The 23079-nt window shown below is 67.1% G+C and carries 26 protein-coding genes; 23 read left to right on the top strand and 3 right to left on the bottom strand.

The features are described 5' to 3' along the window. Window position 1: 1 nt before the first annotated feature. Genes ftsB through truD form a run of 4 tightly spaced genes read left to right on the top strand, consistent with a single transcriptional unit; the run spans window position 2 to window position 2624 of the window. Window positions 2-352 (top strand): cell division protein FtsB, encoded by a 351-nt coding sequence (gene ftsB / locus AC1DQP_RS01975; RefSeq protein WP_478051012.1) that lies wholly within the window; start codon window positions 2-4, stop codon window positions 350-352. After that, the gene (ispD, locus tag AC1DQP_RS01970; protein WP_256774152.1) at window positions 349-1047 is read left to right on the top strand and encodes a 2-C-methyl-D-erythritol 4-phosphate cytidylyltransferase; all 699 of its coding nucleotides are present in this window, start codon (window positions 349-351) and stop codon (window positions 1045-1047) included. The genes ftsB and ispD overlap by 4 nt, the downstream gene beginning before the upstream one ends. 36 nt (window positions 1048-1083) lie before the next feature. Next, the gene (gene ispF / locus AC1DQP_RS01965) at window positions 1084-1581 is read left to right on the top strand and encodes a 2-C-methyl-D-erythritol 2,4-cyclodiphosphate synthase (protein WP_457321349.1); all 498 of its coding nucleotides are present in this window, start codon (window positions 1084-1086) and stop codon (window positions 1579-1581) included. After that, a complete protein-coding gene (truD, locus tag AC1DQP_RS01960) occupies window positions 1578-2624 on the top strand; it encodes a tRNA pseudouridine(13) synthase TruD (protein ID WP_478051011.1) in 1047 nt (348 codons plus the stop codon). The genes ispF and truD overlap by 4 nt, the downstream gene beginning before the upstream one ends. A gap of 180 nt (window positions 2625-2804) precedes the next feature. Here truD and AC1DQP_RS01955 read toward each other — a convergent pair whose 3' ends face one another. Further along, window positions 2805-3344 carry a Smr/MutS family protein gene (locus AC1DQP_RS01955; RefSeq protein ID WP_457318907.1) on the bottom strand — a complete coding sequence of 180 codons (540 nt, stop codon included), beginning with the start codon at window positions 3342-3344 and terminating at the stop codon, window positions 2805-2807. Between the two features lie 188 nt (window positions 3345-3532). Between AC1DQP_RS01955 and surE the strand changes: the two genes are divergently transcribed. From surE to AC1DQP_RS01935, 4 genes are read left to right on the top strand one after another with little or no spacing between them, the layout of a single operon-like run. After that, the gene (gene surE / locus AC1DQP_RS01950; protein ID WP_478051010.1) at window positions 3533-4312 is read left to right on the top strand and encodes a 5'/3'-nucleotidase SurE; all 780 of its coding nucleotides are present in this window, start codon (window positions 3533-3535) and stop codon (window positions 4310-4312) included. Then, window positions 4309-4986: a protein-L-isoaspartate(D-aspartate) O-methyltransferase gene (locus AC1DQP_RS01945; protein ID WP_256774127.1), complete on the top strand. Its 678-nt coding sequence runs from the start codon at window positions 4309-4311 to the stop codon at window positions 4984-4986. The genes surE and AC1DQP_RS01945 overlap by 4 nt, the downstream gene beginning before the upstream one ends. A gap of 19 nt (window positions 4987-5005) precedes the next feature. Continuing rightward, entirely contained in the window at window positions 5006-5620 is a 615-nt protein-coding gene (locus AC1DQP_RS01940) for a YqaA family protein (RefSeq protein WP_256774126.1), read from the top strand. Next, window positions 5617-6396 (top strand): peptidoglycan DD-metalloendopeptidase family protein, encoded by a 780-nt coding sequence (locus tag AC1DQP_RS01935; protein WP_256774125.1) that lies wholly within the window; start codon window positions 5617-5619, stop codon window positions 6394-6396. Before AC1DQP_RS01940 ends, AC1DQP_RS01935 begins: the two co-directional genes overlap by 4 nt. Before the next feature lie 223 nt (window positions 6397-6619). Here AC1DQP_RS01935 and AC1DQP_RS01930 read toward each other — a convergent pair whose 3' ends face one another. Both AC1DQP_RS01930 and yhbY read right to left on the bottom strand, forming a co-directional pair. Next, window positions 6620-6994: an Mth938-like domain-containing protein gene (locus AC1DQP_RS01930; protein ID WP_256774124.1), complete on the bottom strand. Its 375-nt coding sequence runs from the start codon at window positions 6992-6994 to the stop codon at window positions 6620-6622. 15 nt (window positions 6995-7009) lie between these two features. After that, window positions 7010-7315: a ribosome assembly RNA-binding protein YhbY gene (gene yhbY / locus AC1DQP_RS01925; protein WP_256774123.1), complete on the bottom strand. Its 306-nt coding sequence runs from the start codon at window positions 7313-7315 to the stop codon at window positions 7010-7012. A gap of 65 nt (window positions 7316-7380) precedes the next feature. On the opposite strand from yhbY, the gene rlmE reads away from it, so the two are divergent. From rlmE to csrA, 15 genes are all read left to right on the top strand, one after another. Then, window positions 7381-8013 (top strand): 23S rRNA (uridine(2552)-2'-O)-methyltransferase RlmE, encoded by a 633-nt coding sequence (rlmE, locus tag AC1DQP_RS01920; protein WP_457318903.1) that lies wholly within the window; start codon window positions 7381-7383, stop codon window positions 8011-8013. Between the two features lie 53 nt (window positions 8014-8066). Continuing rightward, window positions 8067-10013, top strand: a complete 1947-nt coding sequence (ftsH, locus tag AC1DQP_RS01915; RefSeq protein ID WP_256774121.1) for an ATP-dependent zinc metalloprotease FtsH — start codon at window positions 8067-8069, stop codon at window positions 10011-10013. A gap of 97 nt (window positions 10014-10110) precedes the next feature. Then, window positions 10111-10296, top strand: a complete 186-nt coding sequence (locus AC1DQP_RS01910) for a hypothetical protein (RefSeq protein WP_256774120.1) — start codon at window positions 10111-10113, stop codon at window positions 10294-10296. Window positions 10297-10383: 87 nt separating this feature from the next. Beyond that, window positions 10384-10911 carry a hypothetical protein gene (locus AC1DQP_RS01905; protein ID WP_457318901.1) on the top strand — a complete coding sequence of 176 codons (528 nt, stop codon included), beginning with the start codon at window positions 10384-10386 and terminating at the stop codon, window positions 10909-10911. Between the two features lie 32 nt (window positions 10912-10943). After that, entirely contained in the window at window positions 10944-11843 is a 900-nt protein-coding gene (gene folP / locus AC1DQP_RS01900) for a dihydropteroate synthase (RefSeq protein WP_457318900.1), read from the top strand. Beyond that, window positions 11843-12796: a tRNA (adenosine(37)-N6)-dimethylallyltransferase MiaA gene (gene miaA / locus AC1DQP_RS01895; protein WP_478051009.1), complete on the top strand. Its 954-nt coding sequence runs from the start codon at window positions 11843-11845 to the stop codon at window positions 12794-12796. The genes folP and miaA overlap by 1 nt, the downstream gene beginning before the upstream one ends. Window positions 12797-12903: 107 nt before the next feature. Continuing rightward, window positions 12904-13188, top strand: a complete 285-nt coding sequence (hfq, locus tag AC1DQP_RS01890; protein WP_137190031.1) for an RNA chaperone Hfq — start codon at window positions 12904-12906, stop codon at window positions 13186-13188. 26 nt (window positions 13189-13214) lie between these two features. Further along, window positions 13215-14525 carry a ribosome rescue GTPase HflX gene (gene hflX, locus AC1DQP_RS01885; protein WP_256774116.1) on the top strand — a complete coding sequence of 437 codons (1311 nt, stop codon included), beginning with the start codon at window positions 13215-13217 and terminating at the stop codon, window positions 14523-14525. A gap of 158 nt (window positions 14526-14683) precedes the next feature. Then, the gene (locus AC1DQP_RS01880; RefSeq protein ID WP_256774115.1) at window positions 14684-15178 is read left to right on the top strand and encodes a CinA family protein; all 495 of its coding nucleotides are present in this window, start codon (window positions 14684-14686) and stop codon (window positions 15176-15178) included. Between the two features lie 35 nt (window positions 15179-15213). After that, window positions 15214-16890: a 2-polyprenylphenol 6-hydroxylase gene (gene ubiB, locus AC1DQP_RS01875; protein ID WP_478051008.1), complete on the top strand. Its 1677-nt coding sequence runs from the start codon at window positions 15214-15216 to the stop codon at window positions 16888-16890. A 452-nt stretch (window positions 16891-17342) separates the two neighbouring features. Beyond that, window positions 17343-17993, top strand: coding sequence for a transcriptional repressor LexA (gene lexA, locus AC1DQP_RS01870; protein WP_256774113.1), 651 nt, complete (start codon window positions 17343-17345; stop codon window positions 17991-17993). Between the two features lie 204 nt (window positions 17994-18197). Further along, on the top strand, window positions 18198-19238 hold the full coding sequence (gene recA / locus AC1DQP_RS01865; protein WP_256774112.1) for a recombinase RecA: 1041 nt from the start codon (window positions 18198-18200) through the stop codon (window positions 19236-19238). A gap of 111 nt (window positions 19239-19349) precedes the next feature. Further along, window positions 19350-19841, top strand: coding sequence for a recombination regulator RecX (gene recX / locus AC1DQP_RS01860; protein ID WP_256774111.1), 492 nt, complete (start codon window positions 19350-19352; stop codon window positions 19839-19841). 107 nt (window positions 19842-19948) lie between these two features. Further along, window positions 19949-22597: an alanine--tRNA ligase gene (gene alaS, locus AC1DQP_RS01855; protein ID WP_478051007.1), complete on the top strand. Its 2649-nt coding sequence runs from the start codon at window positions 19949-19951 to the stop codon at window positions 22595-22597. Between the two features lie 145 nt (window positions 22598-22742). Then, the gene (gene csrA, locus AC1DQP_RS01850; RefSeq protein WP_019183311.1) at window positions 22743-22946 is read left to right on the top strand and encodes a carbon storage regulator CsrA; all 204 of its coding nucleotides are present in this window, start codon (window positions 22743-22745) and stop codon (window positions 22944-22946) included. Window positions 22947-23079 lie beyond the last annotated feature (133 nt).

Genomic DNA, 23079 nt, shown 5'->3' with positions numbered 1-23079 from the left:
CATGCGCAACTGGCGCTGGACGCTGCTGTTGCTCGCGCTGCTGCTGGCGTGGCTGCAGTACCGTTTCTGGTTCGGCCCGGGCAATTCAGGGGAAGTGATGACCCTGGAGGCCCAGGTCGCCAACCAGCAGCGCGACAACGCCGGTCTGCAACAGCGCAACGACGCGCTGGCCGCCGAGGTCAAGGACCTCAAGGAAGGCCAGGCCRCGATCGAGGAACGCGCGCGTAGCGAGCTGGGCATGATCAAGCCTGGCGAGAAGTTCTACCGCGTGGTCGAAGATGCCCCGGTCGCGCCTGCGCGCGGACCGGCGGCCATGGCGCCGCCGGAAGCGCTGCCGCAGGAAGTGCCCTGATGGGCACGGTCTGGGCGGTGGTGCCGGCCGCTGGTCGCGGCACCCGTTTCGGTGGACAGACACCCAAACAGTACCTGGTCGCAGGCGACCGGGTACTACTGGCGCATACGCTGGAAGCCCTGCTGTCGCACCCGGTGGTTGCCGGGGTGATGGTGGCCATCGCCGAGGGCGACACCGACTGGCCGGGCTGGCAGGCGCTGGCCGACAAGCCGATCCTGACCTGCATCGGCGGCGCTACCCGTGCCGCATCGGTGCTGGCCGGGCTGCAGGCGCTGCCCGAAAGCGTGCGTGCCGATGATTTCGTGCTGGTGCATGACGCCGCGCGGCCCAACCTGGCCGCCGCCGATCTGGGCCGGCTGCTGGAAGTGGGGCGCAACGATCCGGTCGGGGCGATCCTGGCCGCGCCGGTGCGCGACACCCTCAAGCGTGCCGGTGACGACGGCGGCATCGATGCCACTGAACCGCGTGCCCGCCTGTGGCGGGCGCTGACCCCGCAGCTGTTCCGCCGCCACCAGTTGGCGCGCGCGCTGCAGGACGCCGCCGATGCCGGCGTGGAGGTCACCGACGACGCCATGGCGATGGAGCGGCAGGGGCTGCGCCCGTTGCTGGTGGAAGGCAGCGAAGACAACTTCAAAGTCACCACGCCGGCCGATCTGTCCCGTTTCGAATTCGAGCTGTCGCGTCGCGGATACTGAGTCCGCGCGCGGCGCCACAACCGCAGGTTTTTTGCAATGAACACGCCTTCCTTTCCTCCGGTCCGCATCGGACAGGGCTACGACGTCCACGCCTTCGGCACGGGCGACCACATCATGCTCGGCGGCATCCGCGTGGCGCACAGCTGCGGCGTGCTCGCCCACAGCGACGGCGACGTGATCCTGCATGCGCTGTGCGATGCGATGCTCGGTGCGCTGTCGCTGGGCGATATCGGCCAGCACTTCCCGCCCTCGGACATGCGCTGGAAAGATGCCGACAGCTGCCGCTTCCTGGCCCATTGCAACAGCCTGCTGCGCGAGCGTGGCTGGCAGGTCGGCAACACCGACATCACCGTGATCTGCGAGCGTCCCAAGGTGGGCCCGCATGCGCTGGCCATGCGCGAGCGCATTGCCGCGCTGCTGGGCGTCGCGCTGGATGCGGTCAGCGTCAAGGCCACCACGTCGGAGAAGCTGGGCTTCACCGGGCGTGGTGAGGGCATCGCCGCGCAGGCCGTCGTGCTGTTGGTGGCACTGTGATCCCGCTTCCGCTGGCATTTGGTGCGCCGCTGCTGAGCGCGAAGATCCGCAGCGTTCCGGAAGATTTCCAGGTGGACGAGCTGCCGGCGTTCGAGCCGAGCGGGGAGGGCGAGCACCTGCTGCTGACCCTCCGCAAGCGCGGCGCCAACACCGTGCACGTGGCCAAAGTGCTGGCCCGGTGGGCCGGATTGCCGGACATGGCGGTGAGCTACGCCGGCATGAAGGACCGGCACGCGGTGACCACTCAGCGTTTCAGCGTGCACCTGCCCAAGCGCATCGCACCGGATCCGGCGCTGCTGGCCTCCGATGAGATCGAGGTGGTCGAGTCGACCTGGCACAACCGCAAGCTGCAGCGCGGCGCGCTGGCGGGCAATCGGTTCAAGCTGGTGTTGCGGGACGTGCAGGGCGATGCGAAGGCGATCGACGAGCGGCTGTCGCTGATCGCCGCGCGCGGACTGCCGAACTGGTTCGGCGAACAGCGTTTCGGCCGCGACGGCGGCAATGTGCCGGCGGCGCTGGCGATGTTTGGCGGCCGACGCGTGCGCCCGGACCAGCGTTCGCTGCTGTTGTCGGCGGCACGCTCGGCCCTGTTCAACCAGGTGTTGGCCGAGCGCGTCGCGCAGGGCAACTGGGACACGCCGCTGGACGGTGAGGTGTGGATGCTGGACGGCAGCCGCAGCGTGTTCGGTCCGGAACCGTGGACGGATCTGCTGGCCGACCGCCTGGGCCGCTTCGACATCCATCCCAGTGGCCCGTTGTGGGGCGAGGGAGCGCTGCGCAGTACCGGCGCGGCCGCCGATCTGGAGCTGGGCGCGATATCGGACGAACAATCGTTGGCGCTGCGTGCTGGCCTGGAAAGTGCGCGCCTGAAGCAGGAGCGTCGCGCGCTGCGCCTGCGCCCGGCGATGCTGCAGCACACCTGGTTGCAGCCGGATGTGCTCGAGCTCAGTTTCGCGCTACCGCCGGGCTGCTACGCCACCGCCGTGCTGCACGAGCTGGGGCCGGTGGAAGACGCAAGCCAGACGCTCCTGACGGCGGATTGATTGCGGCATCCCCCATCAGGGGGGGCGGTAGAGCCACGCCATGCGTGGCTGCGCTCCGATCCGGCACCGCGCACAAGCCACCCATGGGGCGGCTCTACGGCGATCCGGCGCCGCGTGCAGCCACCCATGGGGTGGATCTACCGCGATCAGGCGTCATGTGCAGGCACCCAGCGGGCGGCCTTACCGGTTCGCCAGCAACACCACCACCGCGCCGGTACCGCCTTGCCCAGCCGGCGCCGAATGGAAGGCCAACACGTCGTTGCGCTGGCGCAGCAGGCGGTCGACCAGGTTCTTCAACACCGGTGCGCCGCCATCGGACTGCAGGCCCTTGCCGTGGATGATGCGCACGCAGCCGTATTCGTGCGCGTGCGCTTCCAGCAGGAACTGGCGCAGCAGGTTTTCCGCCTGTACCACCGTGGCCCCGTGCAGGTCCAGCTCGTCCTGCACCGAGTACTGGCCACGCTTGAGCCGCTGGAACATCCGCGCCGGCAGGTTGTCGCGCCGGTAACTGGCGGTGTCGCCCGCTTCCAGCGGGCTGCTGTCGCGCAGCAGGCGCGCGAATTCGCCGCGCGCTTCGTCCTCGTCACGTTCGGCCATGCGCGCGCGCGGCTTCGGCCGCGGCACGGCCGGCGGCGCGGCCGCAGGCTTGCGCAGGGGTTTGACCTCGCCGATTGCCGAGCGGAACAGGGCGGCGGGGTCGTCGTCTTCAGAATGTGACATGCGTACAGCGTAATGCCAGGGGATGGCCGCTGCCTACCGTCATCCGGGGTAGGACGATCTGCCCGCTTGCGGCACAATAGCTGACGCACTTGCGCGGTCGGTGTTCCCCAGACCGGGGAGGGCCGGCCCCGCCAACGCTGGAAAGTGATGGAATCGAAGTCTTGAAAAATCAAGCGGTTAAATCGCAGATGCGGATCTTGGTCAGCAACGACGACGGTGTCGACGCGCCGGGTATCAGGATGCTCGCCTCGGTACTGCGTGACGCCGGTCATGAGGTGACGGTGTTCGCGCCGGACCGTGACCGCTCCGGTGCCAGCAACTCGCTCACCCTGGACCTGCCGATCCGCGTCAAACGCATCGATCATTACACCTGCTCGGTGGCCGGTACGCCCACCGACTGCGTGCACCTGGCGCTGACCGGCGTGCTCGAGTACGAGCCGGACATCGTGGTCTCCGGCATCAACAACGCGGCCAACCTGGGCGATGACGTCATCTACTCCGGCACCGTGTCCGCGGCGATGGAGGGGCGTTTCCTGGGCCTGCCGGCCGTGGCGATGTCGCTGGTGACGCACAACCACGAGCCGCGCAATTTCGAGACCGCCGCGCGTGCCGCGGTCGAGATCGTGACCCGGCTCAAGGCCGATCCACTGCCCGCCGACACCATCCTCAACGTCAACGTGCCGGACCTGCCGTGGCGCGAGATCCGCGGATTCGAGGTGACCCGGCTGGGCAACCGCCACCGCGCCGAGGGCTGCATCGCCCAGCGCGATCCGCGCGGCAACGAGGTGTACTGGATCGGTCCGGCCGGACGCGAGCAGGATTCCGGCCCGGGCACCGATTTCCACGCGGTGCGCAACGGCTTCATTTCGATCACCCCGATCCAGGTCGACCTCACCCGCTACCAGGCGCTGGAGAAGGTGGCCAGCTGGGTCGGCGGGCTGACGGCCGCGCTGGATCGCCCGGCATGAGCCAGCGCCTGCGCCTGCAACCCGAAGCGGTCGGCATCGGCATGACCTCCCAGCGCGTGCGCGACCGCCTGGTCGAGCGCCTGCGCGAAGCGGGCATCGTCGACGAGAACACGCTCAACGCGATCCGCGTGGTGCCGCGCCACCTGTTCATCGACGAGGCGCTGGCCTCGCGCGCGTACGAGGACACCGCGCTGCCGATCGGCCACGGGCAGACCATCTCCCAGCCGTGGGTGGTGGCGCGGATGACCGAGGCGGTGCTGCATTGCTCGCCGAAGAAGGTGCTGGAAGTGGGCACCGGTTCGGGCTACCAGGCCGCGATCCTCGGCGCGCTGGGGCTGGAGGTCTATACGGTCGAGCGCATCGGTGACCTGCTGCGCCAGGCGCGCAAGCGTTTCCGCGCACTCGGCATGAACATCCGCACCAAGCATGACGATGGCCGCGTCGGCTGGGCCGAGCACGGCCCGTTCGATGCGATCGTGGTCACTGCCGCCGCACCGGCGCTGGTCGACGCGCTGGTCGAGCAGCTGGCCATCGGTGGGCGGCTGGTGGCGCCGGTCGGTGGCCCGGGCGCGCAGTCGCTGGTGCAGTTGACCCGTCGCGATGACGGCAGCATCGAACAGCAGGTACTGGCACCGGTCACGTTCGTGCCGCTGCTGTCTGGCATGCTGGATTGATTCACAGGAGCGTTGCGTCATGAAGATCTTTGGTCCGCTGTATGAGCGGGCGATGAAATGGGCCGCGCATGAGCGCGCGCCGACCTATTTGACGGTGTTGAGCTTCATCGAGGCGATCATCTTCCCGGTGATGCCCGAGGTGATGCTGGCGCCGATGTGCGTGGCCCAGCCCAAGCGCGGCTGGTGGTTTGCCACGCTGAGCCTGGGCGGTTCGATGGCCGGAGCGCTGGTCGGCTACGCGCTGGGGCATTTCGCCTTCGAGGCGCTCAAGCCGGTGTTCGCCGCGCTGGGCATGCTGTCGAGCATCGAGAGCGGCATCGCGGTGGTCCAGGCCAAGATGGCCGAATCGCCCTGGGCGGTGTTCACCTTCCTGGTGCTGGGCGGCTTCATGCCGATCCCGATGAAGGTCTTCACCTGGGCATCGGGTATCGTCGGCGTGCCGTTGCCGCAGTATTTCCTGAGCATGTTGATCGGTCGTGGCAAGCGCGTGTTCGTGCTGGCCGCGGTCATCCGTATTGGTGGTCCGCGCGCGGAAGCTGCGCTGCGGCGTTGGATTGAACCGCTGGGCTGGATCGCRACCGTGCTGGTCGTGGCGCTGGTCGCCTGGCTAGTCTGGAGGGCGAAGTTCGCATGAGTGCTGATCGTTTGAGCAGGGGGCTGCGTGTTACCGCGCTGGTGCTGGCGGTGTCCACGTTGGGCGCATGCGGGACGGCCACGGTGGTCAAGCCGTCGTCGCCGGGTCGTGGTGCGCATCCGACGCCGCAGGCATCGGTGGCCAAGCCGGGGCAGACCGCCGTGGTGCGCCGTGGCGATACGCTGTACGCGCTGGCACGCATCCACAACATCACCCCGCGTGACCTGGCCGCCTGGAACGGGCTGGCCGAGCCGTACACGATCTATCCGGGGCAGACGCTGAAGCTGTATCCGGGCGGTGGTGCACCGGGCCGTGCGCCGACCACGGTGGTAACCGCGCCACGTCCGGGCACAACCGCGCCCGCGCCGGCCCCGACCCCGTCGCCGACCACGGCGATCAAGAGCAACATCAGCTGGCGCTGGCCGGCCGATGGCGCGCTCGTGGGCAAGTTCGTCGGTGCCGATGTGACCAAGCAGGGCGTGGACATCGCAGGTACGAGCGGACAACCGGTACGGGCGACCGCGCCGGGCGTGGTGGTGTATTCCGGCGCGGGCCTGGTCGGGTTTGGCGAGCTGATCATCATCAAGCACAGCGATCAGTGGCTGTCTGCGTACGGCCACAACCGCAAGCGGCTGGTCAACGAAGGCCAGAGCGTCAAGGCCGGGGAACAGATCGCCGAGATGGGCCGCACCGGCACCACCCGCGACATGCTCCACTTCGAGATCCGCTACAACGGCAAGCCGGTCGACCCGCTGCTGTACCTGCCGCCGAAATAACTGGCGCGTCCCGGACGGGCGCGCTGTTCCTGGGTAGGGCGACGCCATGCGTCGCCATCTCGGTGCGGGCTCCGTGCGCCGGTTCGGTGTGCAGCCACCCATGGGGTGGCTCTACCGGGCCGGGTTCGCGCGCCGGTTGGGGTGTGCAGCCACCCATTGGGTGGCTCTACATGCACAAAAAAGGCCGCCCCTGGCGGCCTTTCCTGAACAAAAACGACCGCATTCACCCCTTCAGGATGAACGCCGCAGCCACTTTGCGGCCTTCGCCGGCCAGGATGTTGAAGGTCCGCGCGGCGGCCGGGTTGTTCATCACTTCCAGGCCGATCCCACGGGTCAGGCACGCGGCCATGACCGCCGCGGGCGGGAACACCTGGGTATCGCCGGTGCCCAGCACGACCAGTGCCGGGTTCAGCGCCAGCACCGGCTGCAGGTGTTCCGGGGTCAGGGCGGCGATATCGGCCACCGGCCACGCTTCGATCAGCGTGTCCGGGGTCAGCACGAAGCTGCTGGCCAGGGTGCGGTCATTCACTTTCGCGGTGCGCCCATCGGCGGCACGCAGGGCGTAGGCGTAATCGGGCAGTTCGTGGCTCAGTTGCATCTTCAGGGTCCGGGATCAGCCGCGCGGCAGCACGATCTGGCGGTGTTCCTTGCTCGGGCGGTACAGCACGGCCACATGGCCGATGCGCTGCACCAGGGCACTGCCGGAGGCGGTGGTGAGTTCGGCGATCATCGCGTCGCGGGCGTCACGGTCTTCGGCGGCCACTTTCACCTTGATGAGTTCATGGCGTTCCAGAACTTCCTCCAGTTCGGCCAGGAAGGCCGGCGTGACCCCCTTGCCGCCGATCTGCAGCAGGGCTTTCAGATCATGGGCATGGCCGCGGAGGAAGCGGGTCTGGGCAGAGGTCAGGGCAATAGACATTCAGGAACAAGCGGTTAACTGGGGCGATCAGGGTATCATGACCACCCGTTCCGGCCCTATTACCAATGGCTTCCCGTAGCAAGAGCAGTCAACGCTGGTTGAAAGAACACTTTTCCGACCCCTTCGTGAAGAAGGCGCAGGCCGAGGGCATGCGCTCGCGCGCGGCCTACAAGCTGGAGGAGCTGCTCGAGCGGGACCGGCTGCTGAAGCCGCACATGGTGGTGGTCGACCTCGGCGCCGCTCCCGGCGGCTGGTCCCAGCAGGTGCGGCGCCAGATCGGCGACACCGGYCGGGTGCTGGCACTGGACATCCTGGAGATGCCGCCGCTGGCCGGCGTGGAGTTCCTTCACGGAGACTTCAGGGAGCAAACCGTCCTATCGCAGTTTGAAGCCATGCTCGGGGACCAGGCGGTAGACCTTGTGCTCTCGGATATGGCCCCCAATAAAAGTGGTATGGATGCGGTCGACCAACCGCGGATGATGCACCTGGCGGAGTTGGCGATGGATTTTGCCGACAACCATCTCAAGCCCGGTGGCGCGTTCCTGATCAAGCTGTTCCAGGGCGTGGGCTTTGACGACTACGTGCGCGAGATGCGCCGCAGGTACGACAAGGTCGCGATCCGCAAGCCGGAAGCCTCCCGCAAGCGTTCGTCCGAGGTATACGCCCTCGGGCAGGGCAAACGTGCGCAGATCAAGTAAGCTCAACCATACGAATCGCGTCAGGAATTAGAGGAACACCGGAGCCAATGAGGATGAACGACTTGACCAAGAACCTCCTGCTATGGGTGGTCGTCGCCGTGGTGCTGATGGTGGTGTTCCAGAGCTTCTCGCCAAAGAGCAGCGGCGCGGGCGCCCAGGGCGCGACGTATTCGCAGTTCCTGGACCAGGTGGACAGCGGCAACGTCCAGAAGGTGACCTTCGCCGGGGATGTCCGCGGCGGCACCAGCCAGCTCTCCTACACCACCCGTGGCGGCCAGTCGGCCACCATCACCGCGCCCTACGATCGCGACCTGATCAACGTGTTGCGTGGCAAGAACGTGGAAATCGTCCAGGAAGAGCCGTCCAGCGGCATTTCGCTGGGTGCGATCCTGATGAACTTCCTCCCGGTGATCCTGATCATCGGCTTCTGGCTGTTCATCATGCGGCAGATGCAGGGCGGCGGTGGCGGCTCCAAGGGCGCCATGTCCTTCGGCAAGTCGCGCGCCAAGCTGCAGGGCGAGGACCAGATCAAGGTCACCTTCGCCGACGTCGCCGGCTGCGACGAGGCCAAGGAAGAAGTCAGCGAGCTGGTCGACTTCCTGCGCGACCCGACCAAGTTCACCAAGCTGGGCGGCAAGATTCCGCGCGGCGTGCTGATGGTCGGCCCGCCCGGTACCGGCAAGACCCTGCTGGCCCGGGCCATCGCCGGTGAAGCCAAGGTGCCGTTCTTCTCGATCTCCGGTTCGGATTTCGTGGAAATGTTCGTCGGCGTCGGCGCCAGCCGCGTCCGCGACATGTTCGAGCAGGCCAAGAAGCAGGCGCCGTGCATCATCTTCATCGATGAAATYGACGCCGTCGGCCGCCATCGTGGTGCTGGCCTGGGCGGCGGTCATGACGAGCGCGAGCAGACCCTGAACCAGTTGCTGGTCGAAATGGACGGTTTCGAGGGGGGCGAGGGCGTGATCGTCATCGCTGCCACCAACCGTCCGGACGTGCTGGATCCGGCGCTGCTGCGTCCGGGCCGCTTCGACCGCCAGGTGGTGGTCGGCCTGGCCGACGTGCGCGGTCGCGAGCAGATCCTCAAGGTGCACATGCGCAAGCTGCCGCTGGCCGACGATGTCGAGCCCATGGTCATCGCGCGCGGTACCCCGGGCTTCTCCGGTGCGGATCTGGCCAACCTGTGCAACGAGGCGGCGCTGTTTGCCGCGCGTGGCGGCGAGAAGGAAGTCCGCATGGACCACTTCGACCGTGCCCGTGACAAGATCCTGATGGGTGCCGAGCGTCGTTCGATGGCGATGAGCGAAGAAGAAAAGACGCTCACCGCCTACCACGAAGCCGGTCACGCCATCGTCGGCCGCCTGGTCCCCGAGCACGATCCGGTCTACAAGGTCACCATCATCCCGCGCGGTCGCGCGCTGGGTGTGACCATGTACCTGCCGGAAGGCGACAAGTACTCGATGAACCGCGTGGCGATCGAATCGCAGCTGTGCTCGCTGTACGGCGGGCGCGTTGCCGAAGAGCTGATCTTCGGCACCGACAAGGTCACCACCGGTGCCTCCAACGACATCGAGCGCGCCACCAAGATGGCCCGCAACATGGTCACCAAGTGGGGCCTGTCCGACGAACTGGGTCCGATCGCCTATGGCGAAGAGGACGATGAAGTGTTCCTCGGCCGGTCGGTCACCCAGCACAAGAGCGTTTCGGACGACACCGCGCGCCGCATCGATGAAGTGGTGCGCAGCATTCTGGACAAGGCCTATGCCCGGACCACCGAGCTGCTGACCGCCAACCTGGACAAGCTGCACACCATGTCGCAGCTGCTGCTGCAGTACGAAACCATCGACGTGCCGCAGATCGATGCGGTCATGGAAGGTCGCGATCCGCCGCCGCCGATGGGCTGGGACAAGTCCAACAAGGACGGTGGCAGCAACAACAACAACGACAAGGGCGGCGACGCCCGTCCGGTGACGCCGATCGCCGGTCCTGCCGAGCAGCTGTAAGCACGGCAGGGTGAACACGAAGGCCGGGGAAACCCGGCCTTCGTCGTTTCCGCGCCATAATGCGCCCCTTGTTCCTGCTTTCTGTTCCGGAGTCGCCATGTCCACCACGCCCCCACCACCGGTGTCGCACACCGTCGAGATGGTGATCGCCACGGTTGTCGGCGTCGGTATCGGTCTATTCCGCGACAACTTCCTGCTCGGCGCTGGTATCGGTATCGCGCTGGGCATCCTGTTGAGCATCGCCAAGACCCTGTACGTCGATCGCAAGCGCCGCCAGCGCTGACCGGTTGCGCTGGTGGCGCGCGGGCGGCAGCATGCAGCGGTGCAGGTCGCATGCTGCGACCACGCGCCACTTTTCCAGGGGGAAACCATGCGTCATTCGTTGTGCGTCGCTGCCGCGACGCTGTTGAGCTGTGCCACGCCCGCGCTTGCGGCCGATATCCACGTGCAGGATCCGGTGCCCTTCGCGGAGTCGGCCTACATTGCCGACAACATCAAGGCGGAATGCCGGATCTGCGCGCAGCTGGCCAGTGCACTGGGCGCGAAGGCGCCGGTGCATGGCAACCGGATCCTCTTCGACACGGCGCCGATGACGCGTGACAGCGGTCGCGTGCTGCAACTGGAACTGGTCGAAGCGCAGAGCGCGGGCAATGCCTTTGCCGGTCATTTCAAATCCGCCACGGCGCGGGGCGTGCTGTTTCAGGATGGCCAGAAGCTCGCATCGGTCACGGCGCGGCGAACCTCGCGGGCGGCGCGTTCGCCGGCTTCAAGGGGTCTTGTGACGTGCTCGAACGCACCGTCAACGCGATCGGTAGCGACCTCGCCGAATGGCTGGCCAATCCCGTCGATGGCGCCCGCCTCGGCGATCTCTGACGGCCGCTGCGGTACGCCAGCGTAAACTACGCGCTGGCGTACTTCGTGGACCTGCCCATGTTCGACATTTCTCCCCAGCTCGATTGCGGTGGCCGTGCGCTGCGGCTGGATCGCCCGCGCGTGATGGGTATCGTCAACGTCACCCCGGACTCGTTCTCCGACGGCGGCGTGCATGACACCCTGGAGGCTGCCGTCGCCCATGGGCTGCAACTGGTCGCCGAGGGTGCCGACCTGCTGGATATCGGCGGTGAATCGACCCGCCCGGGCAGTGCGCCGGTGTCGCTGGAGGAGGAGCTGCGCCGGGTGATCCCGGTGATCGAGCGGCTGGCGCGGGAAACCCACGTCCCGATCAGTATCGATACCTTCAAGCCGGAGGTGATGCGCGCGGCGGTGGCCGCTGGCGCCGGCATGCTCAACGACATCCACGCACTGCGCCAGCCTGGTGCACTGGCCGCCGCCGCCGACCTCGGCGTGCCGGTGGTGCTGATGCACATGCAGGGCGAGCCGGGCAGCATGCAGGACACCCCGCACTACGATGACGTGGTCGCCGAGGTGCACCGTTTCCTCGCCGAGCGCCTGTTTGCCGCCGAGATGGCCGGCATCGCGAAAAAGAACCTGGTGATCGACCTGGGCTTCGGCTTCGGCAAGACGACCGAACACAACATGATCCTGCTCGCCCGCTCGGCGCGTTTCCTGGACCTGGGCGTGCCGCTGCTGGCCGGCCTGTCGCGCAAGCGCAGCATCGGCGAGCTGACCGGGCGCGAACAGCCGCGCGACCGGGTAGCCGGCTCGGTGGCCGCGCACCTGATCGCCGCCCAGCGCGGGGCGACGCTCCTGCGCGTGCACGACGTGGCTACCACCGTTGATGCACTCAAGGTGTGGGCCGCGGTCGATGCCGTGCCGGCACCGCGCGTGGACGCTGCGCCGGCCATGCCGCGCTGGCCGGACGAGGACTGATGGGCACCGACCAGCGCCCGCTGGCGATCGCGGTGATGGGCCCGACCGCGTCGGGCAAGACCGCCACCGCGATCGGGCTGGCGCGGCAGCTCGGCGGGGAGATCGTCAGCGTCGATTCGGCGCTGGTCTACCGCGGCCTGGACATCGGCTCGGCCAAGCCCGACGCCGCCGAGCGCGCGCAGGCGCCCCACCATCTGCTGGACGTGCGCGACCCGTGGCAGACCTATTCGGCGGCCGAATTTGCCGCCGATGCGGCCCGCGCCGTCGCCGACATCCTCGCTCGTGGCCGCATGCCGATCCTGGCCGGCGGCACCGGGCTGTACTTCCGCGCGCTGCTGCAGGGCCTTTCGCCGATGCCGCCGGCCGATCCGGATACCCGCGCGCGCATCGCCGGGGAGGCCGCAGCCAAGGGCTGGGCCGCCCTGCACACCGAGCTGGCCAGCATCGACCCGGCCGCCGCCGCGCGCATCCATGCCACCGATCCACAACGCATCCAGCGGGCGCTGGAGGTCTACCGGCTCAGCGGGACCCCGATCAGTGCGTGGCAGAAACTGCCCGGCGTGGACCGCCTGCCGGTCCGCACGCTCAAGCTGGTGCTGGCCCCGCGCGAGCGCAGCGTGCTGCACCAGCGCATCGAGACCCGTTTCGACGCCATGCTCGGGCAGGGCTTCCTGGACGAGGTCCGCGCACTGCGCGCGCTGCCGCAGATGGCCCGGGTGGCTGCGCCCCTGGACCTGCCGGCGGTGCGGGCGGTGGGCTACCGCCAGGCCTGGGAGTTCCTGGACGGGCAGGGCACGGCCAGCCAGTTCCGTGAACGCGGCATCCAGGCTACCCGCCAGCTGGCCAAGCGCCAGCTCACCTGGCTGCGCGGCGAGCTTGATGTGCGCTGGTTCGATCCCCATCTTGATCAGGCTTCGCTGGCAGAAGCGGTGTCGACCTTCGTCGCACGCTGACTCCACGCCTTCCCCACTCCAGCCCGTGTACCATCAAGGATTCCGGTGGGCGGCGGGGGCCGCGGAAACTGCCGGAAGACCATAAAAACAATAATCAGGAGTTAGCAATGTCCAAGGGGCAATCGCTGCAGGACCCGTTTCTGAATGCACTTCGGCGCGAACGCGTGCCGGTTTCGGTGTACCTGGTCAACGGCATCAAACTGCAGGGGACGATCGAATCGTTCGACCAGTTCGTGGTGCTGCTGCGCAATACGGTGAGCCAGATGGTGTACAAGCACGCCATTTCCACCGTGGTGCCGGCGCGCAACGTACGGGTTGGCCCGGGTGGCGGCTATGTACAGTCCAATGAAGGTGGCGCCGAAGGCGTCCAAGGTGAAGACGACGTTGAGTAATGCGTTGAGTATTTCTGGAGAACTGCGTGTTTGACCGTTCCAAGCGAGGCGAACACGCACTCCTGATCCAGCCGCACTTCGGCCGGCTCGAAGAAGACGTGCTTGAAGAGTTCACGGACCTGGCCCGCTCGGCCGGTGCGAGCATCGCGGCGACGCTGACCGCGCGCATCGACCGACCGAACCCGTCGATCCTGATCGGCACCGGCAAGCTGGATGAGGTGAAAGCCGCGGCCGATGCCACCGGTGCCGACCTGATCCTGGTCAACCATGCGCTGACACCGGGGCAGGAGCGCAATCTCGAGCGCTTCCTGGAGCGGCGCGTGATCGACCGGAGCGGGTTGATCCTGGACATCTTCGCCCAGCGCGCACGCAGCCATGAGGGCAAGCTGCAGGTGGAGCTGGCGCAGCTGCGCCACATGTCCACCCGGCTGATCCGCGGTTGGACCCATCTGGAGCGCCAGCGCGGCGGCTCCATCGGCCTGCGCGGCCCAGGTGAAACCCAGCTGGAAACCGACCGTCGCCTGCTGCAGAAGCGGGTCGAACAGCTGCAGAAACGGCTGGAAAAGGTCGAGGTGCAGCGCACCCAGATGCGCCGCGCCCGCGTGCGCAGCGAACTGCCGCGCGTTGCCCTGGTGGGTTACACCAATGCCGGCAAGTCGACCCTGTTCAATGCCCTGACCGGTGCCGAGGCCTACGCCGCGGACAAGCTGTTCGCCACGCTCGACCCGACCGTGCGCCGCATCGCGGTCCCGGGTGGCAACGTGGTGCTGGCCGACACCGTCGGGTTCGTGCGCGATCTGCCGCACGAGTTGGTGGCCGCGTTCCGCTCGACCTTGAGCGAAGCGCGCGAGGCCGATTTCCTGCTGCATATCGTCGACGCCGCCGATCCGCACCGCGAGGACCGCATCGCCCAGGTCGACGAAGTGCTGGCCGACGTGGGTGCGGGCGATCTTCCGCAGCTGCTGGTGTTCAACAAGATCGACCGCATCGAGGGAGCCGAAGTGCGTCACGACGCACAGGACGGCATCCCCGATACCGCCCGTCGCGAACGGGTATGGATCTCCGCGCGCGACGGGCTTGGCCTGCCGCTGCTGCAGTCGGTGTTGGGCAAGCGCCTGGGCCTGCAGCACATCACCGGCGCGCTGCGTCTGCCGCCGAGTGCCGGACGCCTGCGTTCGCGCCTGCACCAGCTGGAAGTGGTGCGCGGCGAACAGGCCGACGAGGACGGCTGGCTGCTTGAGGTCGATCTGCCGATCGCCGAGGCCGAAAAGCTGGCGGCCGGCGAGGGCGGCGAGCCGATCCGCGCGATGCTGCCGGAGAAGCTCCCCGAGTGGTGACACGGTAGTGCCGGCCGCTGGCCGGCTCTCCCTCGACGTTCCCCGGCGGTGGGACAGGCGCAGCAAAGGGCGCGCGACGCTGCGTCGCGCCCCCGCACACGACATCCGCGCCGATTTGGGCTAAAACGGGGCGTCCTTCCCCCCGATCCAGGATCACCATGAGCGTCCCCACCGATGCCGAACTCGGCGTCCTTGCCCGTGATGTCGGCCAGCGCCTGCAGCAGGCATCGTTGCAGCTGGTCACTGCCGAGAGCTGCAGCGGCGGCTGGATCGCCAAGGCGATGACCGATGTGGCCGGCTCCTCGGCATTCTTCGACAGCGGCATGGTCGTCTACAGCTACGAGGCCAAGCAGCGCTTGCTCGGTGTTCGCGCGCACACGCTGGAGCAGTTCGGTGCGGTCAGCCGCGAGACCGTGCTGGAAATGGTTTCCGGTGCACTGATCAATTCCGGCGCCGGCATCGCCGTGGCCGTGACCGGCATTGCCGGGCCGGGCGGCGGCAGTCCGGACAAGCCGGTCGGCAGCGTGTGGATCGGCTGGAAGCAGCGCGGTGGCTATGCCCGCGCGCAGCTGTTCCGGTTCGACGGCGACCGCGAAGCCATCCGTCGCCAGACCGTGCAGCAGGCGCTGACGGGAATTTTCGCACCGGTGTGACATCCTGACCGCGTGCGTGGACAGGAGTGGCACCGATGTGGGAAACGCTGGGAACCGTACGCGACCTAGGCCGATTGCAGGAAATCGCCTCGGTCCTGATCCGCTATGGCTTTGGCGATCTGGTACGCCGGATCGGCCTGGCCGATGTACTGGAACGGGCCGGGCGGCTGCTGCACTGGAACGACACGCAGATGCTGCGCATGACCGCGCCCGTGCGGGTGCGGCGTGCGATGGAAGACCTGGGTCCGACCTTCGTCAAGCTCGGCCAGGTGCTGGCCACGCGCGTGGACCTGTTCCCGCCGGACTGGATCGCCGAATTCTCTGAACTGCAGAACGCGGTACCGCCGCTGCCGTATGCGCAGGTGCGCGAACAGCTGGAAGCCGATCTCGGCGCACCGGCCACCGAGGTCTTCGCCTGGCTGGATGAAACCCCGATGGCGGCCGCCTCGCTGGCCCAGGCGCACCGCGCAACCCTGCACGACGGCACCGCCGTGGTGCTGAAAATCCGTCGCCCCGGCATCCGTGAGGTGATCGAAGCCGACCTGCGCCTGCTGGCACGCCTGGCCGAAATCGTGGAAGCGCGCCTGCCGGACCTGCAGCGGTATCGCCCGGCCGAAGTGGTGCAGCAGTTCCAGGTCTCGCTGCGCCGGGAGCTGGATTTCGCCGCCGAATGCCGCAACGCCGAGCGCATCGCGCGCAACTTCGCCGGGCGCGAAGACATCCTGATCCCCAACGTGCATTGGCAGTGGACCTGCGAAAGCCTCAACGTGCAGGACTTCGTCGACGGCATCCCCGGCCGCGACCTGGCCGGCGTCGATGCGGCCGGGCTGGACCGCGTGCAGCTGGCCCGTCGCGGCGCGCACATCGTGCTCAAGATGGTGCTCGAAGACGGCTGTTTCCACGCCGATCCGCACCCGGGCAACATCATCTACCTGCGCGACGGCCGCATCGGCGTGATCGATTTCGGSATGGTCGGGGCGATCTCCGAGCAGCGCCGCTTCCAGGTCGCCCAGCTCCTGCATGGGCTGGTCAACCAGGAGCCGGAATCGGTGGCCGACGTGCTGCTCGATTGGGCGGGCGGGGTGGACGTGGATGAGTCGCGGCTGCAGCAGGACATCAGCACGTTCGTCGACCAGTACCGGGGCGTGCCGCTGAAAGACCTGCACATGGGCCTGATGCTGGGCAACATCACCACCTTGCTGCGCCAGTACTCGCTGACCCTGCCGGCCGACCTGGCCCTGATGATCAAGACCTTCCTGACTCTGGAAGGCATGGGCCGGCAGCTGGACCCGCAGTTCGACATGGCCAGCGCCGCGCGTCCGTACCTGGAGCGGGTGATGTGGCAGCGCTATGCGCCCGGCGCCGTGCTCAAGCGGGGCAAGCGCAGCCTGGTGGGGGTGATGGAGCTGCTCGGCGACCTGCCGCGCGACGTGCGTCGGCTGCTGCAGATGGCTCGGCGTGGTCGCCTCCAGCTCAAGGTCGAGACCACCGCGCTGCAGGGCTTCGGCGACCAGGTCAACCGCGCGGCCAACCGTCTGGTGATGGGCATCGTGACCGCCGCGCTAATTATCGGCTCCTCGATCGTCATGCACAGCGTAGGTGGCGTCTCCAGCCGCTGGCTGCTGGCGCTGGGCGTGGCGGGCTTCATCGGCGCCGGCTTCTGCGGCGTGTGGATCCTGTTTTCGATCTGGCGCAGCGGCAAAAACCCGTAGGGTTTTCGCCGCCGGGATCCGCAGGATCCCCGCAATGTGCCGCAAACGCGACCCAACCTCGTAGAGCCGACCGTTGGTCGGCTGCTCTACCCGGCCGGCCTCATGACCGCCGACCTTCCATCCGCCCGGCCTTCGGCACGCGCAACCCAACCCCGTAGAGCCGACCGTTGGTCGGCTGCCTTCTCCCGGCCGCCTCCTATGATCGCTACCCTTCGTCTGCCGCCCATGAGCGCCTGACCTATGGGGTTGCACGCGCTAAACCCCGGAGACAAGACCAAAACCGACACGCGAACGCACCGTCACGCATTGCCGCGCGTTCGCGCGGTCACCGACCAACGGTCGGTGGCTACACGAACTGCCGACGGCTTCGGTGGGGGGATGATCCTGCTGATTCCTGCTCTTCTTCCGTGGGCACTTGCGTGCCCACATCGTTAGTAGTAATACTACTAACCATGGAACTGACCGACACCCAGCAGGCGATCCTGCAGTTGATCGCCGAGCGTATCGAGACCGATGGCGCCCCGCCGTCGCAGACTGAAATCGCACGTGCCTTCGGCTTCAAGGGGGTACGCGCGGCGCAATACCACCTGGAAGCCCTGGAGCAGGCCGGGGCGATCCGTCGCATCCCCGGCCAGGCGCGTGGCATCCGGCTGGTGCAGGCACCGGCGCTGCAGGACGGCCTGCCGGGCTCGCTGTCGGTGCCCGCGCTGCCCGATCATGTGCTGCGCCTGCCGGTGCTGGGCCGGGTCGCGGCGGGTCTGCCGATCGGCGCAGACATCGGCTCGGACGATTTCGTGGTGCTCGACCGGGTGTTCTTCTCGCCGGCGCCGGACTACCTGCTCAAGGTGCAGGGCGATTCGATGATCGACGAAGGCATCTTCGACGGTGACCTGATCGGTGTGCACCGGACCCGTGACGCCCGCTCCGGACAGATCGTGGTGGCGCGCATCGATGACGAGATCACCGTCAAGCTGCTGAAGATGGGCAAGGACCGGATCCGCCTGCTGCCGCGCAATCCCGACTACAAGCCGATCGAAGTCCTGCCCGACCAGGACTTCGCGATCGAAGGCCTCTATTGCGGCCTGTTGCGGCCCAACCGCTGATCCTTCTACAACGCATTACCTGCACGGTCTTTTGTGGCGATTCTCTGGTTCCGCTGAGGTTGGTACGGATGTCCGATAATTTTTTTCCGAACGCCGGGCAGAATCTCAGCCTGTGCGATACGCCAGCCTTAAAGTGAACCCATGGCCAAGAAGACTTCCAAAGACAGCACCTCCACCGATACGACCTCTGCAAGGACCACTCCGATGGACGAGAACAAGAAGCGCGCCCTCACCGCCGCGCTGAGCCAGATCGAAAAGCAGTTCGGCAAGGGCGCCGTGATGCGCATGGGCGACCGTGTCGTCGAGGCGGTCGAGGTCATCCCGACCGGTTCGCTGATGCTGGACATCGCACTCGGCATCGGTGGCCTGCCCAAGGGGCGCGTCGTGGAAATCTATGGTCCGGAGTCCTCCGGCAAGACCACCCTGACCTTGCAGGCCATTGCCGAATGCCAGAAGAAGGGCGGCACCGCAGCCTTCATCGACGCCGAGCATGCCCTCGACCCGATCTACGCCGCCAAGCTGGGCGTGAACGTGGACGACCTGCTGCTGTCGCAGCCGGATACCGGTGAGCAGGCGCTGGAGATCGCCGACATGCTGGTGCGCTCCAGCTCGGTGGACATCGTGGTGGTCGACTCGGTCGCTGCGCTGACGCCCAAGGCGGAAATCGAAGGCGAAATGGGCGACCAGCTGCCGGGCCTGCAGGCCCGTCTGATGAGCCAGGCGCTGCGCAAGCTGACCGGCAACATCAAGCGCTCCAACACCTTGGTGGTGTTCATCAACCAGCTGCGCCACAAGATCGGCGTGATGATGCCGGGCCAGAGCCCGGAAGTGACCACCGGCGGCAACGCCCTGAAGTTCTACGCCTCGGTGCGCCTGGACATCCGCCGCATCGGCGCGATCAAGAAGGGCGATGAGATCATCGGCAACCAGACCAAGATCAAGGTCGTCAAGAACAAGCTGGCGCCTCCTTTCAAGCAGGTCATCACCGAGATCCTCTACGGCGAAGGCATCAGCCGCGAGGGCGAGCTGATCGACATGGGCGTGGAAGCCAAGCTGGTCGAGAAGGCCGGCGCCTGGTACAGCTACGGCGATGAACGTATCGGCCAGGGCAAGGACAACGCCCGCGGCTACCTGCGCGACAACCCGCAGATTGCCCAGCGCCTGGAAGCCGAGCTGCGCGAGAAGTTCCAGCCGGAAGAAGCCGCGCGTGAAGGCGGCGACGACGTCGAAGACGACGCCGAATGAGTTTCCTGCGGGGCAGGGCGGCGCCGTCAGTGACGCCAGCCCTGTCCCGCGGTTTCCGTATTCCCCCGACGGGGGGAGCGCCAAGGACGGCGCATTTGATTGAAGGTCGCCATGTCCGAGTCCGACGCCCCGGCCCCGCGCCGCAAACGCCGTGTCAGTGAGCAGACCCCCGTCCAGCGGGCGTTGGCCCTGCTGGTGCGCCGCGAGCATTCGCGCAAGGAGCTGACCCGCAAGCTGCAGGCGCGTGGCATCGAGAACGACGCCGCAGTGGCTGCGGTCGACAAGCTCAGCGAGGCCGGCTGGCAGGACGACACCCGCTTTGCCGAGAACCTGGTCCGCATTCGCGCCAACACCGGCTATGGCCCGATCCACATCCGCGCCGAACTGGGCACCCATGGGCTGGACAGCGACCAGATCGCCGTCGCCATGGACACCTTTGAAGGCGACTGGAACGAAAACGCGCGTGACCTGGTCTGCCGTCGCTTCGGCGAGGCCGGGCCGCAGGAGCTGGCGCAACGGCGCAAAGCCGCCGATCTGCTGGCCCGTCGCGGGTTCCCGGGGGACAGCATCCGCCTGGCGACCCGTTACGACCCGGAGGACTGAGCGCCCCGGGCCTGATACCCTTTGTGGTTTCGGCGGTCCTGCTGTTGACACCCGGCCATTGGGGCTGCGTGCCATGGACTGACCGGCCCGCATGAAGCCAGCCCCCCATGAACGCATCCGTCAATTTCACTACCTCCCAGATCCGCAGCGATTTCCTTGAGTTCTTCAAGGGCAAGGGCCACACGATCGTGCCGTCGGCACCACTGGTGCCGGGCAATGATCCGACCCTGCTGTTCACCAACTCCGGCATGGTTCAGTTCAAGGACGTGTTCCTTGGCGCCGAAAAGCGCAGCTACGTGCGCGCCGCCGACGTCCAGCGCTGCCTGCGTGCCGGTGGCAAGCACAACGACCTGGATCAGGTCGGTTACACCGCGCGCCATCACACCTTCTTTGAAATGCTGGGCAACTGGTCGTTCGGCGATTACTTCAAGAAGGATGCCATCGCCTGGGCCTGGGAGCTGCTGACCCAGGTCTGGAAGCTGCCGGCCGACCGGCTGCTGGTCACGGTCTACCAGACCGATGACGAGGCCTACGCGCTGTGGCGCGACATGGTCGGCATTCCGGAAGACCGGATCGTGCGCATCGGTGACAACAAGGGCGCACCGTTCGCCTCGGACAACTTCTGGCAGATGGCCGAAACCGGCCCGTGCGGTCCGTGCACCGAGATCTTCTACGACCACGGCGACCACATCGCCGGTGGCCCGCCGGGCTCGCCGGACGAGGATGGCGACCGCTTCATCGAAATCTGGAACCTGGTGTTCATGCAGTTCGACCGCCAGCCCGACGGCACCCTCGTGCCGCTGCCGGCGCCGTGCGTGGACACCGGCATGGGCCTGGAGCGACTGGCCGCGATCCTGCAGCACGTACACACCAACTATGAAATCGACCTGTTCCAGGCGCTGATCCGCAAGGCCAGCGAACTGACCGGCATGGCCGACCTGGAAAACAAGTCGCTGCGCGTGATCGCCGATCACATCCGCGCCTGTTCGTTCCTGATCGTCGATGGCGTGCTGCCGTCCAACGAAGGCCGTGGCTACGTGCTGCGCCGGATCATCCGCCGCGCGCTGCGCCATGGCTGGATGCTGGGCGTGCGCCAGCCGTTCTTCAGCAAGCTGGTGCCGACCCTGGTCGAGCAGATGGGCGTGGCCTATCCGGAACTGCCGGCGCAGGCCGACACCGTGGTGCGCGCGCTGCAGGCCGAGGAAGAGCGTTTCGCAGAAACCCTCGACTCGGGCATGAAGATCTTCGACGACGTGGCCGCCAAGGTCACCGACGGCGTGATCCCCGGCGTGGACGCGTTCCGCCTGTATGACACCTACGGTTTCCCGGTCGACCTCACCGCTGACATCGCGCGCGAGCGCGACATGCGCGTGGACATGGACGGCTTCAACGCCGCCATGGACAACCAGCGCGAGACCGCGCGCGCAGCGGGCAAGTTCGGCGGCGGCGTAACCCTGTCCGCCGATCTGGTGGCCACGCTCAAGCCGACCGTGTTCCTCGGCTACGACCGCCTGCAGGCCGACGGCCTGACCGTGGTGGCCGTGCTCAAGGACGGTCGTCCGGTCACGTCCGCCCAGGCTGGCGATGAGGTGATCGTGATCACCGACCAGACCCCGTTCTACGCCGAATCCGGCGGCCAGGTCGGTGACACCGGCGCGCTCAGCGGCGCGGGCCTGCAGGTGCAGGTCAGCGATACGCAGAAGTTCGCCGGCCAGTTCCATGGCCACGTCGGCAAGATCACGTCAGGCAGCCTGAAGGTCGGCGATACGCTTGCCGGGCAGGTCGACGTCCAGCGCCGCGGCGCGACCATCCTCAACCACTCCGCCACCCACCTGCTGCACGCCGCCCTGCGCGAGGTGCTGGGCACCCACGTGCAGCAGAAGGGCTCGCTGGTGGCGCCGGACCGCCTGCGCTTCGACTTCGCGCACTTCGCCCCGATCAGCGCCGAGGACCTGGCGGTCGTCGAGCGCARGGTCAACGCGCAGGTGCGGGCCAACAATGCCGTCGAAGTGCACAACATGGCCATGCAGGAAGCGCTGGACTTCGGCGCGATGGCGCTGTTCGGCGAGAAGTATGGCGAGAACGTGCGCGTGCTGAAGATGGGCGATTACTCCACCGAACTGTGCGGCGGCACCCACGTGGGCCGCACCGGTGACATCGGCCTGTTCAAGATCACCTCCGAAGGCGGCGTGTCCTCGGGCGTGCGCCGCATTGAAGCGGTGACCGGGCAGGGCGCGCTGGATTACGTGGCCCACGAAGAGGCCGTGCTTGGCGAAGCGGCGTCGCTGCTCGGCGGCAACGCCGGCGACGTGGTCGACAAGATCCGCCAGCTCGGTGAGCGCCAGAAGAAGCTGGAACGCGAACTGGACGCATTGAAGGCCAAGCAGGCCGCGGGCGCCACCGCCGATCTCGGCGCGTCGGCGGTCGAGGTCAACGGCATCAAGATCCTGGCCGCGCGCCTGGAAGGCTTCGATGCCAAGGCGCTTCGTGACGCAATCGACCGTCTCAAGCAGCAGCTGGGCGACTCGGTGATCGTGCTGGCCGGAACCCAGGACGGCAAGGCAGCCTTGGTCGCCGGCGTGAACGGCAGTGCAATGGGCAAGGTCAAGGCCGGGGAACTGTTGTCGCACATCGCCAGTCAGACCGGGGGCAAGGGCGGCGGCCGCCCGGATCTCGCCCAGGGTGGTGGCGAGGACGGGCCCGCCCTTGCTTCTGCCCTCGCCGCCGTCGTCGACTGGGTCACCCCGCGTATCTGAACATCCTGAAGCCTCCTGCTCCTTGAAGGGTTGGGAGGCCTGACGGTACTATGGCTAATACTTTCCCCCTTTGTCGTGGGGCGCTCCTTGGCTGGGCGCCAAGCCGGTGGGGAAAACACCACCGGTTCCCTGGAGACTTGCAAAAATGTTGATCTTGACTCGCCGTGTAGGCGAAACCCTGATGATCGGTGACTCGGTCAGCGTGACCGTGCTCGGCGTCAAGGGCAACCAGGTGCGTATTGGCATCACCGCTCCGAAGGACGTGGCCGTGCACCGGGAAGAGATTTACCAGCGGATCCAGCGCGGCGACGAGCCGAATGCATCCGGAAGTGAAAATTCTTCGGATTAAGGCTTTACCTTCGGGTGCGAAAAAAGTTATTCTTCGCGCCCCCGCTGAGATGAAACAGCGCAGCGGCGGATCAAGAACACTGGAGCGGTGCCCGAGTGGCTGAAGGGGCTCCCCTGCTAAGGGAGTATAGGGC

This window comes from Stenotrophomonas sp. P5_A8, assembly GCF_056400545.1.
This window is presented reverse-complemented; position numbering and strand designations above follow the sequence as displayed.